Here is a 22,771-nt window from a genome sequence, read left to right on the forward strand (position 1 = left end):
CCGGTGAGAACAGCGGTGATCACAAGGCGACGCTTCGACATGCCGAAGCCTGAGCGGCCACCGCTATTCCGATGACCTGCGACACGCTATTCCGATGACCTGAGACACCCCATTCCGATGTCCTGAGCCAGGACACTGTCATCCCGACCAAATCGTCGGCGGCGGCGACGGCGTCGGTCAGTGGCTGAAGGCAACGGCAATCGGGTTGTTGCCGGTCTTCACCTTCGCGACCAGCTTGTGGTTGGCGAGGTTCACGATCGCGAGCCGTCCCGAGTACGAGCCAAGGGTCACCGCCAGCCGGTGACCCGGCACCAGATCGACCGCGGTGGGATAGGGGTACGTGCCCACGGGAATCTGCGCGCCGCGCTTCCCGGTCGCCGTCTTGATCGGCGTCAGCGATCCGTAGATGTTGTTGAGCACGTACGCCGTACCCGACCGGATGGCGATGCTCTCCGGTGCGAAGCCGACCTTGATCCGGGACTCGGCGTCGTTCGTCGCCGTGTCGATCGGCGTGACGTCGTCCGTGTCGCCGTTGACGACATAGACGGTCTTGCCATCGGGAGTGACGGCAAGCGCGTCGGGTGCGGCACCGACCCGGATCGCGACGCCAGGAACGCCGGTTGCGGTGTCGATCGGCGTCACCGTGTTCGATCCGTAGTTGGCCACGTACGCCGTGCTGCCATCCGGCGTGAACGCGATCGCGAACGGATAGGACCCGGTCGGGATCGCCGGGCCGGCGAGGTTCGTCGCCGTGTCGATCGGCGTGACAGAGCGTCCCAGCCAGTCGAGGACGTAGGCGGTCGATCCGGTTGGGTTCACCGCGATCGCGAGCGGATGCCGGCCGACAGGGATCGGCGTACCGGCAGTCTCGGTCGCCGTCGAGATGGGCGTCACGGTGTCGCTGCCTGCGTTCACGGCGTAGACCGTCGATCCGTCCGGCGTGATCGCGATCCCGCCGGCGTGCCCGACGTCCCCTGCCCCGGGCGCAATCGGGATCTGCGTCACCAGCCGTTGCTTGACGGTGTTGATCACTGCAACGTGGTGTGCGCCGGCGACGAGCACGTACGCGCGGCTGCCGTCCGGACTTGTCACGATCCCGGTCGGTCTTCGGCCGACCGGGATCGGCGACCCCCTGCGATGAGTGATCAGGTCGACCGCAGTGACGGTGCCCGAGCCCTGGTTCACCACCCACGCGGTCGGGTCCTTCGAGCCGCCGGTCGACCTCACGCCGGGATGCTGCGTCGCTGCCGGGGAGCGTGAGGACCGAAGCGCCGGCCAACGCAGTCGCCGCGGCGTGAGCACGGCGCCCGGCGAGGCTCGGTCGCGGGTGAAGACATCGTTCAGCGGTTGCGCGTACTTGTCGTTGTCCGTCATCGGCGGCAGACCCAGTGCCCGCTCGATCGTGCGGCCCAGGCTGTAGTGCGTGTAGCGCGTGTGCGAGACGAAGCTCTTGCGGACGCCTTTCGAGCCGAGGACGAGGGTCGCGACTCGTTGCGCCGGCCGCTCGTGGTCATAGGCATCCTCGTCGAAGGTGATGATCGCGAGCGAACGCTGACTGGTCCACGCCGGCGAGTGCATGATCGCCCCGAGCGTCGAGGCCAGGAAGCGGTCACCGGAGGCGATGCCGCACCCCTCCATGTCGGTGCAGTCGTTCGGCACCACCCAGGAGAAGCTCGGCGTCGTCGAGGTGTGCGCGAGATCCGGCCGGAGCTGTTCGAGCGGGACCAGATGCTGCGCGCAGTAGTGATACCGCGTGCGGACGTCGCGGAAGTTCATCATCTCCGCGTCGTCGTCCCAGTAGGAGTCGTGCACGGTGTCGTCGCACGGCCCGTTCGCACTTTGCGCGTACTGCTTCCAGGTCTCGTGCGCGCCGACGATCTCATCGCCGAGGTTGCGATGGTCGATGCTGTAGGTCGGGTTCTCCTCGAGCGGGTCGTCGAGCGGCATCCCGAACGTGCTGCCGCCCGCCAACGCCACGTAGTTGCCGTCGCTCGGGTGCTCCTCGGCGAAGAAGTTTGCGAGCAGGCTCCCTTGCGGGATCAGGCTGTTGAAGAACGGTGCCTGTTTGGTGTTCCCGACAATCGTGTGGAAGTCCTCGTTCTCGAAGTAGTAGAGGAACACGTGCTGGTAGCGCGGGATGTGCGCCGCCGGCGGTGCCAGCCGCGCCGGCTTGCGAGCTCGGCTTCCCAGCGAGAACGACAGGTCGTCGGCGGTCGCCCGGTCGTAGCCCTTCTCCGGCGCGTAGTAGCCGTCGTCGTCGGTAAGCGTCGTGTCGAGCCTCAGGTCGACCACCGCGCGCCGGGCTCCGGACGGGACGACGCCGGTTACTGCGCGGCGGGTCAGCCCTGCCCGCAGCTTGCGGTCGTCGGTCGGCAACGCCGGCACCGCGACCGTCCCGAGCCGGCGGCCCGCGGCGGAGAAGAACCGTACGCCGAGCGCGGCGTGGCTGGTCGACGTGCCGCCGAGCCAGCCGGACAGCAGGAACGTGACCCCGGCCGGCAGCGGCCGACCCGACGGGGACTGCAGCCGCACCGTCTGTGCCAGGACGGCTGACCCGCCGGCGCCACCGACGAACATCTGCCCGCCGCGCCCCCGCGGCCCGGGTGCGCGCGTGCCGGGAAAGCCGTGGTCGCCGTACCGAACGACGGTCGGCAACCCCTTGACCACTCGCCAGCCGGGGATGGTGACGGTCGCCCAGCCGTTCTTGTTGGCGGCACCCGCCTCAGCGCCCGGGTTGAGCAGCAGGTTGGTGTGCGGCGCGGCCGCGTCCTGGGTTGCCGCCGGATGAGCGGACGCCCCGGACACCAGACCTGAGCCGCTCACTATCGGCCAGCTCACCAGCAGCGCGGACGCCGCGAGGGTCGAGCCGAGTCGCCGTCGCCGAGCCATCGCCGCTCCCTGGAGTCGCCGGCCGGCCGCGGGCCGGGGCTGACTGAACCGGCAATCAACCATCCCGCGACCGGGCTGTCAACGCAGCCGGGCGCCGCTCAGCGAGCGGCGGCGACCAGCTCGGCGATCTGTACGGCGTTGAGCGCCGCGCCCTTGCGCAGGTTGTCGTTGCTCACGAACAGCGCGAGGCCGCGGCCATCGGGCACGCCGGGGTCGACCCGCAGCCGCCCCACGTAGCTCGGGTCGCGACCGGCGGCGTACAAGGGCGTCGGCACGTCGGCGAGCTCGACGCCCGCGGCCGCGCCGAGGACCTCGGTCGCGCGCTCGACGGAGATCGGCCTGGCGAACTCCGCGTTGATCGATAGCGAGTGGCCGGTGAAGACCGGCACTCGTACACACGTACCGGAGACCGCGAGGTCGGGGACACCGAGGATCTTGCGGCTCTCGTCGCGAAGCTTCTTCTCCTCGTCGGTCTCGAACTCGCCGTCGTCGACGATCGAGCCGGCCATCGGCAGCACGTTGAAGGCGATCGGCGCGACATACGTCGAGGGCTCCGGGAAGGCGACCGCTGCGCCGTCGCGAACGAGCTCGCTGGCGCGGTCGGCAACCTGGCGGACCTGCTTGTCGAGCTCGTCGACGCCGGCCGGACCGGTGCCGGACACCGACTGGTAGGTGCTGATCACCAAGCGGACCAACCCGGCCTCGGCGTGCAGCGGACCGAGCACCGGCATTGCCGCCATCGTGGTGCAGTTCGGGTTCGCGATGATCCCCTTGGGGGCGTTCGCGATCTGCTCCGGGTTGACCTCGCTCACGACGAGCGGGACGTCGGGGTCCATCCGCCAGGCCGAAGAGTTGTCGATCACCGTTGCGCCGGCGTCGGCGAAGCGGGGCGCATGTTCCTTCGACGCAATCTTGCCGATCGAGAACAGCGCGAGGTCGATCCCGGCAGGATCGGCGGTCGCGAGATCCTCCACCACGACCTCGCCGCCGGCCCACGGCAGGCGGGTGCCGGCCGAACGCGACGAGGCGAAGAACCGCACCTGCGCGACAGGGAAGTCCCGCTCGGCGAGCAGTCGGCGCATGACGCTGCCGACCTGGCCGGTCGCACCGACGACCGCAACGTTGAACCGGCTCATGGTCGTTGCGCCGTGCTCATCGACCGGTCCCTGCGTGCACGGTGGCCGGCGCACCCTCGGGGTCGTCGAGGTCGAACGCCTCGTGTACGACGCGAACCGCGGCCGGCACCTCGCTCTCGTCGCAAACGACGGAGATCCGGATCTCCGAGGTGGAGATGTTCTGCACGTTGACGCCAGCCGACGCGAGCGCCTCGAAGAACGTGGCGGAAACGCCGGGGTGCGAGCGCATGCCGGCACCGACCAGCGAGACCTTGCCGATCCGGTCGTCGTACGTGAGCGACTCGAAGCCGATCGCGGTGCGCACCCGCTCGAGAGCCTCCATCGCCGCGGCGCCGTCGGTACGAGCCAAGGTGAACGAGACGTCGGTGCGCCCGGTCGAGCCGGAGATGTTCTGCACGATCATGTCGATGTTGATGTTCGCGTCGGCGATCGCACGAAAGATGCCGGCCGCCTCGCCGGGCTTGTCCGGCACTCCGACCACCGTTACGCGGGCCTCCGACCGGTCGTGGGCGACGCCGGAGATGATCGCCTGCTCCACCAGTTCCTCCTCGGGGATGCCGACGACCCAGGTGCCGTCGCGGTCGGAAAACGACGAACGAACATGGACGGATACGGCGTACCGCCGGGCGTACTCGACGCAGCGCAGCATCAGCACCTTCGCGCCGTTCGCCGCCATCTCGAGCATCTCCTCGTAGCTGATCCGGTCGATCTTGCGCGCGGTCGGGACCAGCCGAGGGTCGGCCGAGTAGATGCCATCGACGTCGGTGTAGATCTCGCACACGTCGGCGTCGAGCGCCGCCGCCAGTGCGACCGCGGTCGTGTCGGAGGCGCCGCGGCCGAGCGTGGTGATGTCCTTGGTGTCCTGCGAGACGCCCTGGAAGCCGGCGACGATCGCGATGTGGCCGGCTTCGAGCGCGCTGCGGATCCGGCCCGGGGTGATGTCGATGATCCGCGCCCGGCCGTGGTTGGAGTCGGTGATGACGCCCGCCTGCGAGCCGGTGAACGACCGCGCCTCGAAGCCCTGGCTGGCAATCGCCATCGCGAGCAGCGCCATCGAGATCCGCTCCCCGGCGGTCAGCAGCATGTCGAGCTCGCGCGGCGGCGGCAGCGGTGAGACCTGCTGGGCGAGGTCGCGCAGGTCGTCGGTGGTGTCGCCCATCGCGGAAACCACCACGACGACGTCGTTGCCGGCCCGGCGTGCGTCGACGATCCGTTGCGCCACGCTCTTGATTCGCTCGGCGTTCTCGACCGACGACCCGCCGTACTTCTGCACGACCAAGGCCATGCGCCGATTCTACGGAGCGGCCTGCGTCGAGGCCGACCCATTTGTGCCGCGTCGGCGACCCGACCGACGCCGCTCGCCGCAGCGACGCCTGCGGGCTACCTGTCGGTCACCGGCCGTAGGCTCGGGGCCATGCCCCCGCAGCCCAACATGCAGCAACTGATGAAGCAGGCCCAGAAGATGCAGCAACAGCTCGCCGCCGCGCAGGAGGAGCTCGCGTCGGCGACGGTCGAAGGCAGCGCCGGCGGCGGGCTGGTCCGCGCGACGGTCAGCGGCACCGGCGAGCTGACCGCGCTCGAGATCGACCCCCAGGCGGTCGACCCCGACGACATCGAGACGCTGCAGGACCTCGTGGTCGCCGCGGTTCGCGACGGCAAGCGGGCGGCCGACGAGCTCGCCGCGCAGACGATGGGGCCGCTCACCGGCGGCATGGCCGGCAGCCTCGGGCTGCCGGGCTTCTAGGACTGCCGCAACCCGATGTACGAAGGGCCGGTCCAGGACCTCATCGACGAGCTCGGCCGGCTGCCGGGCGTCGGTCCGAAGGGCGCGCAGCGGATCGCCTTCTACCTGCTCGCCGCGGATCCGGCTGACGTCCGCCGGCTGGTGTCGGCGCTGACCGAGGTCAAGGACAAGGTCAGGTTCTGCACGATCTGCGGCAACGTCGCCGAGCAGGAGCAGTGCCGGGTCTGCCGCGACCCGCGCCGCGACCTGTCGGTGATCTGCGTGGTCGAGGAGCCGAAGGACGTCGTCGCGATCGAGCGGACGCGTGAGTTCCGCGGGCGCTACCACGTCCTCGGCGGCGCGATCTCCCCGATCGAGGGCGTCGGCCCCGACGACCTGCGGATCAAGGAGCTGATGACGCGGCTCGCCGACGACGAGGTCAACGAGCTGATCATCGCGACCGACCCCAACCTCGAGGGCGAGGCGACCGCGACGTACCTCGCCCGGCTGGTCAAACCGATGGGTCTGCGGGTGACCCGGCTGGCGTCCGGGCTCCCGGTCGGCGGCGACCTGGAGTACGCCGACGAGGTCACCCTCGGTCGCGCCTTCGAAGGCCGCCGCCTGCTCGACGTCTGAGCGGCCGCGCCGGTCGCCCCTGCCGCGCGCATGGGCCATCGGTGTCGCGACCGGCGCACGCATGGCCCACCGCTGTCGTACCACCGCAACCCTCATGGCCCATCGGTGTCGCCCTGGCGCACGCATGGCCCATCGGTGTCGCCCAGGCAACACGCATGGCCCATCGGTGTCGCCCTGGCAGCCCGCATGGGCCATCGGTGTCGCGACCCGGCGCACGCATGGCCCACCGGTGTCGTGCCCGCGCAACCCTCCTGGCCACCGGTGTCGCCCTGGCAGCCCGCATGGCCCATCGGTGTCGTGCCCGCGCAACCCTCATGGCCCACCGGTGTCGTGCCCCCGCAACCCTCATGGGCCACCGGTGTCGCCCTGGCAGCCCGCATGGGCCATCGGTGTCGTGACTGGCGCACGCATGGGCCATCGGTGTCGCCCTGGCAACCCTCATGGGCCATCGGTGTCGTGCCCGCGCAACCCTCGTGGGCCGTGCGTGCATGGGCAAGGCGTGCGGCGGCGCTGGGGTTCAGCTGGTGTCGATCTCGCCGATCACCTGGCCGCCGAGCTCCTGCTTGAGCAGGTTCAGCGCGGAGCTCTGCGGATCGACCGACGTCGAACCCTCGAGATCGATGACGTCCTCGGACCCTTCCGGCTCGGCCTCGTGTGCGGCAGCGGCGGTGGCCGGGCGACCCTTCCCCGACGGCGGCGCGTCGGCCGGGCTCGCGCTCGCCGCCGGCCGCGCCGGCTCTGCGCCGCCGCGCTCGCCCGACGTGGTGCGTACGACCAGGTCCAGCCCGAGCACCTCTTTCAACGCGGCGCCCACGACGTCCCCGAACTCGCTAGCGACCCGGGTCGCGAGCCCCGGCGTCTGGAACGACAGCGTCAGGCTCTTCTCGTCGAGTGCCACCGGTTGCGCCCCGAACATCAGCGCCTGCGCCGTACGACTGCGCTTCTTGACCGCGTCCAGCACCGGGTCCCACATCCGCTCGAGTGCAACCAGGTCGATGCGTCCCGGCACCGAAGGCTCGGATGCCGCCGGCGGGGCGGTTTCGACCTCCGCCTCCTGCTGGCCGGCAGCGGCCGCGACCTCGACGTCGGACTCGGGCCCGGCCACCGGCGCCGGCTCGGCCGGGGATACGGCGGGCGGCGTCTCGGGTTCGGCGGCCTTCGCCGCCGGGGGGCGCCCACTCGGGCGTGGCGACTCGACACCGGCCGCGGGTGTCGTCGGCGCCGCGCCGTCCACTCCGGTGGCCGACAGCCGGCGCTCGAGCAGGTCGAGCCGCGAGAGCATCGCCGCCACGTCTTCGGCCGCGCCCGGCAACAGCACGCGGGCGCACGCGAGCTCGAGCACGAGCCGGGGTGACGTCGTACCCCGCATCTCGACCAGCGCCTCGGCCATCACGTCGCCGGCTCGCGAGAGCGACGCGCGGCCGTACTTCGTCGCTTGCGCGCGCATCCGTTCGAGCTGGTCGGCGGGCGCATCGAGCAGGCCGCTGTCGGCGGCATCGGGTACGGCATCGAGCACCAGCAGGTCGCGGAAGCGCTCGAGGAGATCCTGGGCGAAGCGGCGCGGCTCCAGCCCCGCATCGATGACACGGTCGACGGCCCGGAAGACCGCGCCGCCGTCACCTGCGACGAAGGCGTCGACGGCCTCGTCGAGCAACGCCGCGTCGGTATAGCCGAGCAGAGCAAGCGCGCGGTCGTAGGTGATCGTCTCGTCCCCAGACCCTGCGGCGAGCTGGTCGAGGATCGACTGTGCGTCCCTGGCGGAGCCGGCGCCGGCCCGCACGATCAACGGCAGCACCGACGGCTCGATCCTTATGCCCTCGGCCTCGGCGAGCGTCGCCAGGTGCTCGCGCATCACCTGCGGCGGGATCAGGCGGAACCGGTAGTGGAAGGTCCGTGACTTGATCGTCGTGAGCACCTTGTCGGGCTCGGTCGTCGCGAAGATGAACTTCACGTGCGGCGGCGGCTCCTCGACCACCTTGAGCAGCGCGTTGAACGCCGCGGTGGTGATCATGTGCGCCTCGTCGATCACGTAGATCTTGAACCGCGACGACACCGGCGCGAAGAACGCCCGCTCGCGCAGGTCGCGGGCGTCGTCGACGAGGCCGTGCGACGCAGCGTCGATCTCGATGACGTCGAGCGACCCCGGTCCGTTGGGCGCGAGCGCTACGCAGGAGTCGCACACACCGCATGGCGTCGGCGTCGGGCCCTTCTCGCAGTTCAACGACCGCGCAAGGATCCGCGCGCTCGACGTCTTGCCGCAGCCACGCGGGCCGCTGAACAGATACGCGTGGTGGATCCGTCCCGACGCCAGCGCCTGGCAGATCGGCTCAGTCACGTGCTCCTGGCCGAAGACCTCGGCGAACGAGCCGGGCCGGTACTTCCGGTACAGCGCGAGCGACATCGAGGCGACCTCCAACCAATGGGACCCCTCGCACACCCGCCAGAGCCCGCTTACCCTTGCTGCCTTCCGGCCCTGGGGGGGTTGGGCGGGGTAACGCCGCACGAGGGGTCGGCGCCCACTGTAGTCGCGGCCGGTGACAGCCGACCAGGCCGCGCACACCGCGGTCGCCCTCGCTCGCCGGCTGCCGGCGCACCACCGAAGTCGATAGAATCCCGGACGGAGGATTCGCCTAGTTGGCCTATGGCGCACGCTTGGAAAGCGTGTTGGGGGCAACCCCTCGCGAGTTCGAATCTCGCATCCTCCGCCACGCGCGGCCCGTCCTCGCCCGCCGGAGTTGGAGGTCTGCGATCGCCAGCCCGGCGCAGGCACCGCCCGCTCGCGAGGAGTCCAGCGGCCGGGTCGCGGCGAGGTACGTCGCTCCTGCCCTGCTCTGCCTGAGTTTCGCCGCGATCGCGGTCACCCAGCTTCTCGGCCCGAGTGCCACCGAGGCACCGCTCGGCGCGAACGACAACGGCGCGACCCCGCCGTGGCACGCGTCGACCTCGCCGTCACCGTGGTTGGTGAGCGGGCTGCTCGCGCTTGCCGTAGCGGCGGGGGTCGCAACGCTGTGGCTCGGCCTCACCGGACGCTGGCGACCGCGCCCGAAACGTGTGATCGCCGCGAGCGCACTCGCTGTCGGGGTCCTGGGTCTGCTCGCACCGATCGGCTCCGCCGACCCGCTGTCCTATGCCGCCTACGGACGGATGGTGACGACCGGCCACGATCCCTACACGACAGCACCGTCCTCGCTCGCGGCAACCGACCCAGTCGAGCGGGCGGTGGAGATTCCTTGGCAGCACACGCCATCGGTCTACGGTCCGGTGGCGACCGCCGAGCAGGCGCTCGCCTCGAAGCTGGCCGGCCGCAACGTGGCGCTCACGATCTTGCTGCTCGACCTGGTCGGCGCGGTGGTGTTCATCGCGACCGCGCTGCTCCTCTACCGGATCGCGCCGACCGACGAGGTCCGGCTGCGCGGTGCACTGTTGTGGACGGCAAACCCGTTGCTGTGGCTGCAGCTCGTGGCCGGTGCGCATCTCGACGTACTCGCCGCCGGCGCAGTGCTCGCCGCGGTCGCGATCGCCGTACGTAGCCGGATCGCCGCCGGGGCGCTGGTCGGCGTCGCCGTCTCGATCAAGGCACCCACCGCTCTGGTCTGGGTTGCACTGGCCTGGGCCGCGCGACGGTCGAGGCGAGCCGTAGCAGCGCTCACCGCGGGCGCCTTGGTGGTCGCCGGAGTCGGCTACGGCGTCGCCGGTGCGGGCGCGTTCCGCGAGCTGAACCGCGCCTCGCGGCAAGTGTCGCTCGCAACGCCGTGGCGGCTCGTGTCCGACCTGACCGATCCTGCGTTCGGTCATGGTGCGTCGCGCCGCGTGATCGGGGCACTCGCATTCGTCGTTTTCGTCGCCGTAGTTGTCGCGCTGCACCGTTTGAACCCGGAGGTGCGCGGCGGCAGCCCGACGGCCCTCGCCTTCGCCCTGTCCCTCGCCTACGTGCTGTCCGCGCCGTACACCTTGCCGTGGTACGACGCCGTGCCGTGGGTGCTGCTTCCCTTGCTCGCGACCAGCCGGCTCGACGCCTTGCTGGCCGCGCACACCGCGGTGCTCTCGCTCGCCTACATTCCCGGTCGCGCGGCGTACCGGCTGACCGGCGCGATGCACGCCGTGGCGTTCGGTATGCGCGACGCCGTATCACCGATCGTGCTGATCGCGCTCCTGCTTGCGCTAGCCGCAGCAAGCACCCGACACGCCTCGCGACCTGCGAGTTTGGCTCCACCACGCTCGCCTGGCTAGCCTTGTGCTTGCTCACAGCAAACGCTTGAGACCGTCACGGCGCGCTTAGTCCCGCCGGCCGTGACGAGCGGTTACCGACGGCGGGAGCGGAGGACCCACCGCGGTCGGTGCCGTTTACATCACCGGACGCAGGGGTGAAGTCGACCAAGTAGAGGTCGACCGGGCACCTTCCAGCCCGAACCCGACAGCTGACTTCGCAGGCGCCCGGAAGGGAACTGTTCCATGCGCCATGCCCGAAAACCGGGACGACATCGCAAGCCGTCGAACGCCGGCTTGCTGGCCACGGCCGGCGCGGTCGGTGTCGGCACCCTCGCCGCGGTGATCATCAGCCCGGCTGCCGCCAGCGCCGCAACCAACGTCCAGTGGGAGCGCGTCGCGCACTGCGAGTCCGGCGACCGCTGGCACATCGACACCGGCAACGGCTACTACGGGGGCCTGCAGTTCTCGGCGTCGACGTGGGCGTCGTTCGACGTCGACCACTACGCCAGCCGCGCCGACCTCGCTTCCAAGCACCAGCAGATGGATGTGGCAAACCACGTCTTGAAGCGCCAAGGTTGGCACGCGTGGCCGATCTGCTCGCAGTACGCCGGCTCGCCCGGCCCGTCTCCGGTCGAGACCAAGGCGGGTCACGCCAAGCACGACGGCAAGTGGATCCACTACCGGGTACGCCACGGCGACACCCTCGCCGAGATCGCTCGGCGACACCACGTCAAGGGTGGCTGGCGCACGGTGTACCGGGACAACCGGCACGTCATCGGCAGCAACCCCAGTGCGATCCATGCCGGGGAGAAGCTCAAGCTTCGCGCGCATCACGCACACTGAGCACCGCAGACTGCCGTAGTCGTGAGCGACGTTCACGACTACGGCAATTCTGTGTCTCGTCGGAGATCTCGGTCAGTCGTTCATCGTCGTGATCATCTGCTGGAAGTCTCGCGTCGCGCGTGCACTACCGGCGCTGAGGAAGACCAGCTCGTACTCGTAGCCGTCGTCGGGAGAGGTCGCGCCGATCACGCCGGAGCGGCCGTCGTAGGTGAACGACTCCTCGACGATGGTGGCGTCATGGCCGGCCACCTCGGTGATCGACGACGGGTCGAGCACGACCTTGGTCGCGACCGGGACCTGGTCCGAGCGCAACCGTTCGACGATGGTCGAGGGATCCACGACCTGTGGGCTCGGTGTCGCGATGATCGCGAGTGACGCGTCGTCGGGCCCGACCAGCAAGGTGGAGTCAGGGAGCAGCTCGCCGGACGCGGAGTTCGGCGTCGACCACCCGCTCGGCACCGTGATGGTCAGGCCGTCCATGGTCACGACGTGTGACGGCCCCAGCACGACCGCGATCGCGGCAACCGTGAGCACCCCGTTGAAGGCGAAGTGTGCGGCCATCGAGCAGGCGAGCCCACGTTTGAGGTAGAGCCCGCCAAGCACCGCACCCATGGCCGCGTAGTACACGAGTGACGCCGGCATGAAGTGCCAGACGGCGAATGCCGCCGCCGACCCGAGGATGGCAACCGGCGTCCCTCGCGGGCGCAACGACTCCAGTAGCAGGCCGCGGAACAACGTTTCCTCGACCAGCGGCGCGGCCAGGCATCCGATCACCACGGCGGCCGCGATGTGGGTGGGGTCACCCTCGCTCATGAGCAGCACAATGCGCGGGTCCGGAGCGAGATGGCCCGCGGCCAGGCTGACCAGCCCGAGCAACGCTCCGCTGATGACCGCTCCGAACCCTGCTCCGAACACGATCCGGCTCAGCAACGGTCCGTCGCCCCAACGCAGTCGGACCGACGGCGTGATCTGGCTCGCGATCATCCCGCCGACCACGAGGTACACACCGAGCGTCAGGACGATGTCGTAGCGGATCAGCGTGTCCGGCTCGATCGAGGTGTTCCGCGAGAGCAGGTAGGCGACCAGCTGCGCGATTCCTCCGAACACGATCGCGCTGATGACCAGGACGAGCGCCCGGCGGTCGAGCAGCCGGCCGTCCCGCCTGGCGTCCTCCGCGGTGTACGGCGGGGCGGGCGGTGCCGCGGGCACCCACCCGGCCACCGGCGGCGGGCCCGGCGGAACCCAGCCTGTGGGCGCCCCGCCCGGTGGCGTCCAGCCCGGCGGGGCCCAGGCGGGAGCGGAAGCGGCGGGGGCAACGCCGGCGAGCGCAACGGCCGGCTCGTGCGCCGGCGGGCGCCAGCCCGGATGCCGCGGGACGGGCAGGCTCGGTGGTGGTGCGGCTACCGCATCGTGCGCCTGAGCTGCGGCCGGCGCTGCGGCCGGCTGCCCCGCGCTCTCGGCGGACGTCGACTGGGGTGCGGCGGCCGGAAAGGGCAGGTAGCACTGGCCGCACCACCTGGCCTCGGCAGGTGAGACGGCACCGCACTGGCCGCAGCTGCGCACCACCTCGTATCGACCCGAATGCAGACTGCCTTGACTTCTGTCCTGGTTTGCGACCTTCACCGGCCGGCGCTGCGGCGCGGGCGGCCGTAACCGTGCGACGGTGAGCGCATGTCCTCACTCTTCGAGTACGTGCCGCACCCCCACCTCGAGCACCGCGTCGCCTCCGGCCCCGTCACGACCGCCGCCGCGCGACGACGGGTTCACGGCGACAGCGCAGCCGGTCGGCTCAACGAGCGCATCGGCCTGCGAATCACCCTCGTCGTCGGCACGATGTGGTGCGCCTACCTGTTCACGGTGATCGCGTTGATCAGCGCGCCGTCGGCGTTCCGCACCGGCGACACGCTCGTCATCGTGATGTGGATCGCGCAGACGTTCTTACAGCTGGTCCTGCTGCCGATCATCATCGTCGGGCAGAACGTGCAGGCGGTGGCTGGCGATGCCCGGTCGAAGGCGACGTACGACGACGCCGTCGCCGTCCTCGCCGAAGCGAAGCAGATCCAAGCCCACCTCGAGGCGCAGGACGAGGCGATCTCGAAGATCCTCACCGCCACCGCCGCCCACTGAGCGATCACAGGCGAACGCGCCGTGCCCACTCGAGGCGTGCTAGCGGTCAGCGCAGCTCGGCGCGTACGGCCTCGAACGCGGCGACGGCGCGTTCGAGATCGGCGCGCGTGTGCGCGGCAGACACCTGGGTGCGGATGCGCGCCTTGCCCATCGGTACGACGGGGTAGCTGAAGCCGATCACGTACACCCCGTGCTCGAGCAGCCGGTCCGCCATCCGCGTGGCGAGCGCCGCGTCCCCGATCATCACCGGGACGATCGGATGGTCGCCGGGAAGGATGTCGAAGCCGAGCCCGGTCATCCGCTCCCGGAACCACGCAGTGTTCTCACGCAGCGTCGTGCGGAGCTGGTCACTTCCCTCGAGCAGGTCCAACACGGCGAGCGAGGCCGCCACGATCGGCGGTGCGACCGAGTTGGAGAACAGGTACGGACGTGATCGCTGGCGCAGCAGGTCGACGATCTCCTGCCGTGCCGCGACGTAACCCCCGCTCGCGCCGCCGAGCGCCTTGCCGAGCGTGCCGGTCACGACGTCGACCTGGTCGGTAACACCGTGCAGCTCGGGAGTGCCACGTCCGCGCTCGCCCACGAACCCGACCGCGTGCGAGTCGTCCACCATCACCATCGCGTCGTACCTCTCGGCGAGGGCACAGATGTCCGCGAGCGGCGCGACATAACCATCCATCGAGAACACGCCGTCGGTCGCGATCAGCCGGCGGCGCGCTCCGGCCGCCGCTTGAAGCTGCGACTCCAGGTCGGCCATGTCACGGTTGCGATACCGGGAGCGCTGCGCCTTGCACAGCCGGATCCCGTCGATGATCGACGCGTGGTTGAGCTCGTCGCTGATGACGGCGTCGTTCTCGTCGAGCAAGGTCTCGAACAGCCCGCCGTTGGCGTCGAAGCAGGACGAGTAGAGGATCGCGTCCTCGGCGCCGAGGAACCCGGCCAGCCGGCCCTCGAGCTCCTTGTGCACCTCCTGCGTGCCGCAGATGAAACGGACGCTGGCCAGCCCGTATCCCCACCGGTCGAGGGCGTCCCGGGCAGCGGCGACCACGTCAGGGTGGTCGGCCAGACCGAGGTAGTTGTTCGCGCAGAGGTTCAGGACCTCGGCACTGCCGACCCGGATGTCGGCGCGTTGGGGCGTAGCGATGACGCGCTCGCTCTTGTAGAGACCCGCATCCCGGATCTCATCCAACGTCGAGCGAAGCTCTTCACGAACCTTCGTGAAGACCATGTGCTCCTCCTGTCAGCGGTCGCCCCATTCGAGGATCACCTTGCCGCACTGCCCACCATGGACGACGTCGAACGCTGCTTCGAAATCGGCGGCCGCGAACCGGTGCGTGATGACCGGCGTGAGGTCAAGACCGGACTGGATCAGCACGCTCATCTCGTACCAGGTCTCGAACATGCGCCGGCCGTAGATGCCGCGGATCGTGATCATGTTGAGCACGAGGTAGTTCCAGTCGATGCCGAACTCGTCGGTGGGAAGGCCCAGCATGGCGATCGACCCGCCATGTCGCATGCTCGCCAGCATCGAGCGCAAGGCGTCGGGGTGGCCGGACATCTCCAGGCCGACATCGAAGCCCTCGGTCATGCCGAGCGCGTGCATCGTCGAGTCCAGCGTGTCCGCGCGGACGTCGACGGCAAGGTTCACGCCGAGGCGACGGGCCAGGTCCAGCCGGTACGGCGAGACATCGGTGACCACGACGTAGCGCGCACCGGCGTGCCGGGCAACCAACGCGGCCATGATGCCGATCGGACCGGCGCCGGTGATGAGAACGTCCTCGCCCAGCACCGGGAAGGCCAGTGCGGTGTGCACCGCATTGCCGAACGGGTCGAAGATCGCCGCGACGTCGAGGTCGATGTCGTCGTGATGCCGCCAGACATTGGTCGCCGGCAGCGCGATGTACTCGGCGAAGCACCCCGGGTGGTTGACCCCGACGCCCTTGGTGCGCGCGCACTCCACCCGCCGTCCCGCCATGCAGTTGCGGCAGCGTCCGCACACCAGGTGCCCTTCACCGCTGACCAGATCGCCGACCGCCAGGTCGTGAACGTCCTCGCCGATTTCCGCGATGGTGCCGACGAACTCATGGCCGACTACGAGAGGCACTGCCATGTGCGCCTGCGCCCAGTGATCCCACTCGTAGATGTGCAGGTCGGTGCCGCAGACGCCGGTACGAAGGACCCGGATCAGTACGTCGTCACGACCGATCACCGGAACCGGAACGTCGGACCACATCAGCCCGGGCTCGGCCGCAGCCTTGACCAATGCATTCACGAGGCGAGGCTAGTTCTGAGCCGGCAGGCGGCGCTCAGCGCGCTCACATCCCGCAAGATCCTTTGGCGGTGGAGGTGGGATTTGAACCCACGGAGGAGTTGCCCCCTCACACGCTTTCGAGGCGTGCTCCTTCGACCGCTCGGACACTCCACCGGCGACGAGCCTAGCGGAGCCAAACGCGGGCGCTAGTCGCGTTTCGCGTCGAACCAGCCCCGCAAGAGCTCGCGGCACTCGGGCTCGAGCACCCCTGCCGTGACCTCGGGCCGGTGGTTGATCCGGCGGTCCCGGACCACGTCCCACAGCGACCCGACCGCACCCGCCTTCGGGTCGAAGGCGCCGTACACGAGCCGGTCGAGGCGGGACAGGACGACCGCGCCGCCGCACATCGTGCAAGGCTCGAGCGTGACGTAGAGAGTGCAGCCGTCGAGCCGCCAACGACCCAGCGCGTCGGCGGCAGCCCTGATCGCCAACACCTCCGCGTGAGCCGTCGGGTCACCGGCCGACTCCCGGCGATTGTGGCCGTTGCCGATGACTGTGCCCGCGGCGTCGACGACCACCGCACCGACCGGCACGTCGCCGGCCGCTTCGGCCGCCCGCGCCTGCTCGAGCGCGAGCCGCATCCGATCCTCGTCGATCTCCCGCCGGTCGCTGCTCACACGCCGCGAAGCTTCTCCAGGACGTCCAGGCAGCCGGCCGACTCGCACAGGGCGCTGATCACGTCCGACGGAAGCGCCCCCTCCTCGGCACAGAGCCCGAGCAACCGCGCCGACGAAGTGCCGAGGTCGGAGAGCAGCGCGGAGTCTCCAACCGGGTCGCCGTCGGCGCGAGTGCCTTCGTCATCCTCGTCGTCGGCGGTCTCGTCCTCACCGGGCTCGTCCTCCTCGGGATCGATCTCGATCGCCGCCTCCGCGAACAGGCCGGCGATCTCACTCGTCGCGACGACGCGGGCATCCGACACGAATACCCGTGGTTCGTCGTCGGAGTCGACCCGGAGGATCGCGAACCACTCGTCGTCCTCCTCGACAAACAGCAGCGCGGTGCTGGCGTCGTCGCCGACCGTCTCCCGCAGCAGCTCGACGACTCCGTCGAGGTCCTCGACCCCATCGAGGTCGAGCTCGTCGCCGTACCACCCGGCGTCGGCCCGGGCGATGGCGGCCGCGGCGTACGTCACCAGTCCACTCCCCGTCGCGTGCGAAGGACGAAACTGCTCACCGCGGCAAGGCCTCGAGCGCGAGGTCGTAGACGTCGGCGAAGCCGAGCCGGTCGGCGACCGACAGCAGCATCTCATCGGCGTACGCGTCGAGATCCGCCAGCAGTGCCGAGAGCTCCATTTCATCCAGTCCGAGGTCCGCGAAGATCCCCACATCGCCTACCGGCCAAACGTCGTCGAGGTCCGGCTCGCTCGGCGCTTCGAGCCCCAGCCGGTCGACCACCTGACGGGCCAGGTCCCACTCGACAGCCGCGGTGACGTCCGACAACATCAGCCGTACGTCGTCTCCCCTCACCCGGAGAGCCACGAAGAACTCGTCGGCAACGTTGACCAGACCGATCGCACCGTTCTCGGCCGGCTGCTGCCGGAGCACCTGGATCAGGCCGTCGAGGTCGCTACCGACCGCCTCGGGCAGGACTCCCGACTGCCACTCGCCGTTCTCCCGGTACACGACGACGGCGATGCTCTCCGCTGCCTCGCCGCTCATCGCCCACCTCACAGATGCCCGTTGGCGGCATCGTGACAGATCGAGCGGGCTGCGCCAATAGGCCGTTCCTGGGCTGGTCACCCGTCGCAACGGGACCGCGGACGGCGACCCGGAATCAGGAACCGGGCGGGTCGGCGGAGCCGGCCTCGGCGGCGATCTCGTCGGGTAGGCCCATCCCGATCATAGACAGCGCCCAGGCCCGCCGGCACGACCGGCACCACCAGCCGCCGTGACGTTCCGCATAAGGCCGCAGGTCCTCCTCGCCGCAGTACGGGCAGTAGAACGGAGCCGCGCGCTCGGTCATCGCTACGCCCTCGTCCCTACTGGACGAGCGCCTCGTCGGCGCGACGCACCCAGGAGGCGAACCGCTCGCCGTCCGCGCGGTCGGCGAGGTAGTTGCGCAGGACCCGCTCCACGTAGTCGGGGAGATCGTCCGCGGTCACCTTCAGCCCCCGCAGCTTGCGGCCGAAGCCGGCATCCATGCCGATCGCACCGCCCAGGTGCACCTGGAAGCCCTCGCGGTCGTCGACGATCATGCCCTTCAGTCCGATGTCCGCGACCTGGAACCGCGCGCAGGAGTTCGGGCAGCCGTTCACATTGATGGTCACCGGAGTGTCGAAGTCCGGGAGCCGGCGGTCCAGCTCGTCATACAGGTCGACCGCCCGGCGCTTGGTCTCGACGATCGCGAGCTTGCAGAACTCCAGGCCGGTGCACGCCATCATCCCCCGGCGAAACGCCGACGGCCGGACCGCAAGATCGCGCGCCTCGAGCGCCGCCACCAGCTCGTCGACCTGGTCGTCGGCGACATCGAGGATCACCATCTTCTGCTCGACCGTTGCGGCCAGCCGGCCGCTGCCGTGCCGGTCCGCCAGGTCAGCGACCGCGGTCAGCTCGGTGCCGCTCGACCGGCCGGTGCGGAACGCGAATCCCACATAGTTGCGTCCGTCCTTCTGCCGGCGTACGCCGACATGGTCGCGATCGCCGGAGAGCTCCTTCGGTGCCGGGCCATCCTCGAGCGAGCGGCCGAGATAGTCCTTGCTCTCGAGCATTGCCCGGAACCTCTCCGCGCCCCAGTCGTCGACGAGGAACTTCAGCCGGGCCCGGTTGCGGGACCGGCGGTAGCCGTAGTCGCGGAAGATCTGCGTGACGCCGATCCACGCCGTGAGTGTCTCGCCGGGCGGGATGAAGACGCCAAGCCGCTGCGCGAGCTTCGGGTTGGTCGACAACCCGCCGCCGACCCAGAGGTCGTAGCCGACCCGACCATCGTCGTGGCGGACGCCGACGAAGGACACGCAGTTGATCTCGTGCGCGGTGCACTGCACCGGGCAGCCGCTGATCGCCGTCTTGTACTTGCGCGGCAGGTTGGAGAACTCCTTGTTTCCCAACGCGAAGTCGTTGATCTCGACGAGTGCGTCGCTCGCGTCGAGCACCTCGTCGGCATCGACGCCCGCGAGCGGGCAGCCGAGGATGTTGCGTGGTGTGTCACCGCAGGCCTCGCCGGTGCTGAGCCCGACCTGTTCGAGCCGCCGCCAGATCTCCGGGACGTCCTCGATGCGGATGTAGTGCAGCTGCACGTTCTGCCGGTCCGTGACGTCGGCGAAGTCGCGGCCGAACTCGGTGGCGATTCCCGCCACCACCCGCAGCTGGTCACTGGTGAGCGCGCCGCCGGGAATCCGGATCCGGAGCATGAAGAACTCGTCGTCGAGCTCCTCGGGCTCGAGGATCGCGGTCTTGCCGCCCTCGATGCCCGGCCGGCGTTGGGTGTAGAGGCCCCACCAGCGCATGCGGCCGCGCAGATCGCTCGGGTCGATCGATGCGAAGCCCGCCTTGGAGTAGACGTTCTCGATCCGGGACCGGACGTTGAGGCCGTCATCATCCTTTTTCATCCGCTCCTGCGGCGTGAGCGGCTCCAGGTGGCCAAGCGCCCACTGGCCCTGGCCGGCGCTTCGACGAGATGGTGGCATGGGGAACGCTTCCGGATTCGGCGACCTTGAGACGCCGGTGTCTCGTGTCGGTTCGTTTGTGGTGTTTCGCGTTGCTGAGGCGGAGTCCGCGTTGTCGCAGGTCCCCCGTCGTGTGGCAGACTACCCGCATGTCCTCGCACCTGCTCTTGGTGGCGCGACTGCACATCGACCTGCAGCGCATCCAGAGCTCCGTGTGTTGCGGCCGCTGACCACTCGCGCCCGCATCCCATCGTCATGAGGACATCCCGTGATCAACGCCACTGCCACGGCAACGGTGTCGCGCGTCGCGCCGTCGTTGTCGTTCTTGCACGACGAGGCCACGGTGCTGCAGGACTTGTACGACGGTTCTGACGGCCTGGCCCACCTCGCGGCCCACGCGGGAGCGGCGCTGGAAGGCGCCACTCCGCAGGAGGTGCTGCGCTGGGCGGTCGACCGCTTCGGCCAGCGCCTGGTCGTGACCTCATCCATGGCCGACGGCGTTCTCGCCCACATGGCCGCCGGAATCCGTCCAGGCATCCGCGTGCTGTTCGTGGACACCGGCTACCACTTCGCCGAGACGATCGGTACGGCGGACGCGCTCGCCTCGACCCTTCAGATCGACCTGGTGAGCGTGCGGCCGCACCTGACGGTCGCCGACCAGGACGCAGCGTTCGGCCAGGATCTGTTCGCACGCGACCCGGACCTGTGCTGCGCGATGCGCAAGGTCGCCCCGCTCGCGAAGGCCCTGGCGCCGTACGTCGCCTGGGCGTCCGGCATCCGTCGCGACGAGACGACCACCCGCTCGCAGGTCGGAGTTGTCGAGTGGGATGAGCGGCACGAGATGGTGAAGGTCAACCCGCTCGCGACCTGGACCCACGACGACGTGCAGCGCTACATCGTCGACAACGACGTCCTGGTCAATCCGCTGATGTCCGAGGGCTACGGCTCGATCGGCTGCGCGCCGTGCACGAACCGCGGCGAAGGCCGGACCGGCCGCTGGCTGGGCCTTCCGAAAGTGGAGTGTGGACTGCACGGATGACGCGCGCTGCGGCGCCGCTGGTGCTCGCAGCACACGGCAGTGCCAATCCCCACTACGCGACGGTCATCACCACACTGGCATCGACCGTCGCTGCCGCGCGCCCCGATGTCGACGTGCGGATCGGCTACCTCGACCATGGGCGGCCTCGGCTCGAAGACGTAGCGGCCGCGGGCAGTGTCGTCGTGCCGACGCTTCTGACCAACGGTTTCCACGTGCACATCGACATCCCCGCCCGCGCGGCTGAGCTGACCACGGTCACAACCGCAATCGGGCCCGACCCGAGGCTCGCGCTTGTGCTCCTCGATCGCTTACGGGAAGCCGGATGGAGAGGTGATCGCCCCGTGGTGGTCGCGGGCGCCGGCTCGGCCGACGAGCAGGCACTCGACGACGTACGACGCACCGCGCGCGGCCTCGCCGAGCTGACCGGTGTGCGGGCTCGTGCCGCCTTCGCTGGATCCGGGGCACCACGGCTTGAAGCGAGTGATGACGATGCCGTCGTTCCGTATGTCATCGGCCCGGGACGCTATGCCACCCTGATCGCCGGCTGCGGCGCGCCGATCGTCGCTGCCCCCCTCGGCGCGCATCCGTTGCTGGCCGAGATCATCATCGACCGCTACGACTCCGTGATCGACGAAGGCTTTGCGCCACGCTCTCCCCACGCCCGCGTGCTCGCAGTCCGACATAGGTGAGCATGAGCGTGCGGATCCAGCTGTCGTCGCGGATGCCGGTGCGGGTGGGTGGCTCGGCGACACCATGAGAAAGCCAGAGCCGACGCGGCCGACCGCTAGGTCGTCGCTCCTGCGGAAGCCTCCGTGGTGGCGCCGACACCGAGACCGGAGTCCGGCCACAGGTAGCTGGACTCTCCGTGCTCGGACAGGTCGAGGCCGGTCTGTTCGTCCTCCGGGGTGACCTGCAGCCCGACGAGGTGGTCGGTGATCCAGAGCACGATCCAGGTCATGACGAACGGGTAGGCGATCCCGACGACCGCCAGCACGACCTGCCGCCCGAACTGCGTCCACCCGGCCGGCTCGCCGGCTGCGTTGACGGCCAGGCTGGCGAAGACTCCGGTGAGGATCACGCCGACCGCACCCGCGACCATGTGTACGCCGACGACGTCGAGCGAGTCGTCGTAGTGGAACACATCCTTCAGGTGCACGGCGCCGTAACAGATCAGGCCGGCGGCGATGCCGATGATCAACGCGGCCCACGTGGGCACGTAGCCGGATGCCGGAGTGATCGCCGCGAGGCCTGCGACGGCACCGGTCGCGATTCCGATACCGGTCGGCTTGCCCGTGTGCCACCACTCGATCGCCATCCACGCGAGCATCGCCGTACACGCGCCGAGTTGGGTGTTCACAAGCGCGTAGCCGGCGACCGTCCCCGCCGACAGCGCACTGCCCGCGTTGAAGCCGAACCAGCCAAACCAGAGGATGCCCGCACCGAGCAGGACCAGCGGAACGCTGTGCGGACGCTCGAGCTCATGACGGCGTCGCAGGTACAGCGCGGTTGCGAGCGCCGCGGCACCCGCGAGCTCGTGCACGACAGAGCCGCCGGCGAAGTCGATCGCGTGCAGCCCGCCGCTGCCGAGGAAGCCACCGCCCCACTCCGCGTGTGCGAACGGCGAGTACACCAGCAGCGACCAGAGACCGATGAAGACCAGGTAGCCGCGGAAGCGCATGCGTTCGCAGAACGCGCCCGCGATCAATGCCGGAGTGATCACGGCGAACTTCATCTGAAACGCCATGTAGACGAGTGACGGAATGGTCGGTGCATACGCGTTCGGCTTGCCGTTCACGTCGTGCAGGAACGCGAAGTGCAGGCTCCCGATCACGCCGCCGTGGTCCGCGCCGAAAGCGAGGGAGTATCCGACCACCGCCCACAGCACGCTGATCAGCCCGATCGCGACGAAGGACTGAACCATCGTGGCGATCACGTTCTTCGCGCCGACCAGCCCGCCGTAGAACAGTGCGAGCCCGGGCATCATGAACATCACGAGGGCGGTTGATGTGAGCATCCACGCGGTGTCGCCGGCGTTGAGATGCATGGCCATCTCCTTCCACCCGCTGACGCGCGCGGGTGAGAGCGCGCACAGGTGTCGGTCTCAGGCGATCCGAGATCGGGGGTGACTATAGGTGCTGGCGGTCGTCGCGAAGGCGATTGGAGATCATCATCCGGCCCACAAACCGTGCAAATGCACCGCTATCGGCTCAACCCCGGCCGATCGCCTTCCCAGCGGTACGCCGCACCAGCTTGGCGG

At 69.6% G+C, this 22,771-nt stretch carries 20 protein-coding genes, 2 tRNA genes, 1 other RNA gene and 1 riboswitch; of the genes, 8 read left to right on the forward strand and 15 right to left on the reverse strand.

Annotated features, from left to right (window positions below; all coding sequences use genetic code 11):
* Window positions 1–177 precede the first annotated feature (177 nt).
* From VME70_07245 to VME70_07255, 3 genes are all read right to left on the reverse strand, one after another.
* A complete protein-coding gene (locus VME70_07245) occupies window positions 178–2,889 on the reverse strand; it encodes an alkaline phosphatase family protein (protein HTW19990.1) in 2,712 nt (903 codons plus the stop codon).
* Between the two features lie 98 nt (window positions 2,890–2,987).
* Window positions 2,988–4,025: an aspartate-semialdehyde dehydrogenase gene (locus tag VME70_07250; protein ID HTW19991.1), complete on the reverse strand. Its 1,038-nt coding sequence runs from the start codon at window positions 4,023–4,025 to the stop codon at window positions 2,988–2,990.
* A 16-nt stretch (window positions 4,026–4,041) separates the two neighbouring features.
* Complete coding sequence (locus tag VME70_07255) at window positions 4,042–5,310, reverse strand: aspartate kinase (GenBank protein HTW19992.1); 1,269 nt, start codon at window positions 5,308–5,310, stop codon at window positions 4,042–4,044.
* A 129-nt stretch (window positions 5,311–5,439) separates the two neighbouring features.
* Between VME70_07255 and VME70_07260 the strand changes: the two genes are divergently transcribed.
* Window positions 5,440–5,769, forward strand: coding sequence for a YbaB/EbfC family nucleoid-associated protein (locus tag VME70_07260; GenBank protein HTW19993.1), 330 nt, complete (start codon window positions 5,440–5,442; stop codon window positions 5,767–5,769).
* A gap of 15 nt (window positions 5,770–5,784) precedes the next feature.
* Window positions 5,785–6,384, forward strand: a complete 600-nt coding sequence (recR, locus tag VME70_07265; GenBank protein HTW19994.1) for a recombination mediator RecR — start codon at window positions 5,785–5,787, stop codon at window positions 6,382–6,384.
* A 517-nt stretch (window positions 6,385–6,901) separates the two neighbouring features.
* On the opposite strand, the gene VME70_07270 is transcribed toward recR, so the two are convergent.
* Together VME70_07270 and ffs are read right to left on the reverse strand one after the other, a co-directional pair.
* Window positions 6,902–8,785: a DNA polymerase III subunit gamma and tau gene (locus tag VME70_07270; protein ID HTW19995.1), complete on the reverse strand. Its 1,884-nt coding sequence runs from the start codon at window positions 8,783–8,785 to the stop codon at window positions 6,902–6,904.
* Between the two features lie 16 nt (window positions 8,786–8,801).
* An RNA gene (gene ffs / locus VME70_07275) (signal recognition particle sRNA small type) lies at window positions 8,802–8,898 on the reverse strand.
* A gap of 105 nt (window positions 8,899–9,003) precedes the next feature.
* Between ffs and VME70_07280 the strand changes: the two genes are divergently transcribed.
* The 3 genes from VME70_07280 (at window position 9,004) to VME70_07290 (ending at window position 11,436) form a co-directional block, all read left to right on the forward strand.
* A tRNA-Ser gene (locus VME70_07280) sits at window positions 9,004–9,092 on the forward strand.
* On the forward strand, window positions 9,049–10,614 hold the full coding sequence (gene mptB, locus VME70_07285) for a polyprenol phosphomannose-dependent alpha 1,6 mannosyltransferase MptB (protein ID HTW19996.1): 1,566 nt from the start codon (window positions 9,049–9,051) through the stop codon (window positions 10,612–10,614). Before VME70_07280 ends, mptB begins: the two co-directional genes overlap by 44 nt.
* A 32-nt stretch (window positions 10,615–10,646) precedes the next feature.
* Window positions 10,647–10,831, forward strand: a riboswitch (cyclic di-AMP (ydaO/yuaA leader).
* A gap of 5 nt (window positions 10,832–10,836) precedes the next feature.
* Window positions 10,837–11,436, forward strand: coding sequence for a transglycosylase family protein (locus VME70_07290; protein ID HTW19997.1), 600 nt, complete (start codon window positions 10,837–10,839; stop codon window positions 11,434–11,436).
* 72 nt (window positions 11,437–11,508) lie between these two features.
* Here the strand turns inward: VME70_07290 and VME70_07295 are convergent, their stop codons facing one another.
* The gene (locus tag VME70_07295; GenBank protein HTW19998.1) at window positions 11,509–12,645 is read right to left on the reverse strand and encodes a type II CAAX endopeptidase family protein; all 1,137 of its coding nucleotides are present in this window, start codon (window positions 12,643–12,645) and stop codon (window positions 11,509–11,511) included.
* A gap of 462 nt (window positions 12,646–13,107) precedes the next feature.
* Here VME70_07295 and VME70_07300 point away from each other — a divergent pair, with 462 nt between their 5' ends.
* Window positions 13,108–13,563, forward strand: a complete 456-nt coding sequence (locus tag VME70_07300; protein HTW19999.1) for a hypothetical protein — start codon at window positions 13,108–13,110, stop codon at window positions 13,561–13,563.
* Window positions 13,564–13,609: 46 nt separating this feature from the next.
* On the opposite strand, the gene VME70_07305 is transcribed toward VME70_07300, so the two are convergent.
* The 8 genes from VME70_07305 to VME70_07340 form a co-directional block, all read right to left on the reverse strand.
* Window positions 13,610–14,791, reverse strand: a complete 1,182-nt coding sequence (locus tag VME70_07305; GenBank protein HTW20000.1) for a glycine C-acetyltransferase — start codon at window positions 14,789–14,791, stop codon at window positions 13,610–13,612.
* A gap of 12 nt (window positions 14,792–14,803) precedes the next feature.
* Window positions 14,804–15,835: an L-threonine 3-dehydrogenase gene (gene tdh / locus VME70_07310; protein HTW20001.1), complete on the reverse strand. Its 1,032-nt coding sequence runs from the start codon at window positions 15,833–15,835 to the stop codon at window positions 14,804–14,806.
* A gap of 63 nt (window positions 15,836–15,898) precedes the next feature.
* Window positions 15,899–15,988: transfer RNA gene (locus VME70_07315), tRNA-Ser, on the reverse strand.
* A 32-nt stretch (window positions 15,989–16,020) separates the two neighbouring features.
* Entirely contained in the window at window positions 16,021–16,470 is a 450-nt protein-coding gene (tadA, locus tag VME70_07320) for a tRNA adenosine(34) deaminase TadA (protein HTW20002.1), read from the reverse strand.
* Between the two features lie 17 nt (window positions 16,471–16,487).
* Entirely contained in the window at window positions 16,488–17,006 is a 519-nt protein-coding gene (locus VME70_07325) for a tRNA adenosine deaminase-associated protein (GenBank protein ID HTW20003.1), read from the reverse strand.
* 37 nt (window positions 17,007–17,043) lie between these two features.
* Entirely contained in the window at window positions 17,044–17,532 is a 489-nt protein-coding gene (locus tag VME70_07330) for a tRNA adenosine deaminase-associated protein (GenBank protein ID HTW20004.1), read from the reverse strand.
* Window positions 17,533–17,647: 115 nt separating this feature from the next.
* Window positions 17,648–17,836 (reverse strand): hypothetical protein, encoded by a 189-nt coding sequence (locus VME70_07335; protein HTW20005.1) that lies wholly within the window; start codon window positions 17,834–17,836, stop codon window positions 17,648–17,650.
* 16 nt (window positions 17,837–17,852) lie between these two features.
* Window positions 17,853–19,496: a nitrite/sulfite reductase gene (locus VME70_07340; GenBank protein HTW20006.1), complete on the reverse strand. Its 1,644-nt coding sequence runs from the start codon at window positions 19,494–19,496 to the stop codon at window positions 17,853–17,855.
* A 247-nt stretch (window positions 19,497–19,743) separates the two neighbouring features.
* Here VME70_07340 and VME70_07345 point away from each other — a divergent pair, with 247 nt between their 5' ends.
* Both VME70_07345 and VME70_07350 read left to right on the forward strand, forming a co-directional pair.
* Window positions 19,744–20,514, forward strand: coding sequence for a phosphoadenylyl-sulfate reductase (locus VME70_07345; GenBank protein ID HTW20007.1), 771 nt, complete (start codon window positions 19,744–19,746; stop codon window positions 20,512–20,514).
* Complete coding sequence (locus VME70_07350) at window positions 20,511–21,203, forward strand: CbiX/SirB N-terminal domain-containing protein (protein HTW20008.1); 693 nt, start codon at window positions 20,511–20,513, stop codon at window positions 21,201–21,203. The genes VME70_07345 and VME70_07350 overlap by 4 nt, the downstream gene beginning before the upstream one ends.
* 95 nt (window positions 21,204–21,298) lie before the next feature.
* Here VME70_07350 and VME70_07355 read toward each other — a convergent pair whose 3' ends face one another.
* Window positions 21,299–22,558, reverse strand: coding sequence for an ammonium transporter (locus VME70_07355; protein HTW20009.1), 1,260 nt, complete (start codon window positions 22,556–22,558; stop codon window positions 21,299–21,301).
* Between the last annotated feature and the right edge of the window lie 213 nt (window positions 22,559–22,771).

Source organism: Mycobacteriales bacterium, from assembly GCA_035504215.1.
GTDB lineage: Bacteria > Actinomycetota > Actinomycetes > JAFAQI01 > JAFAQI01 > DATAUK01.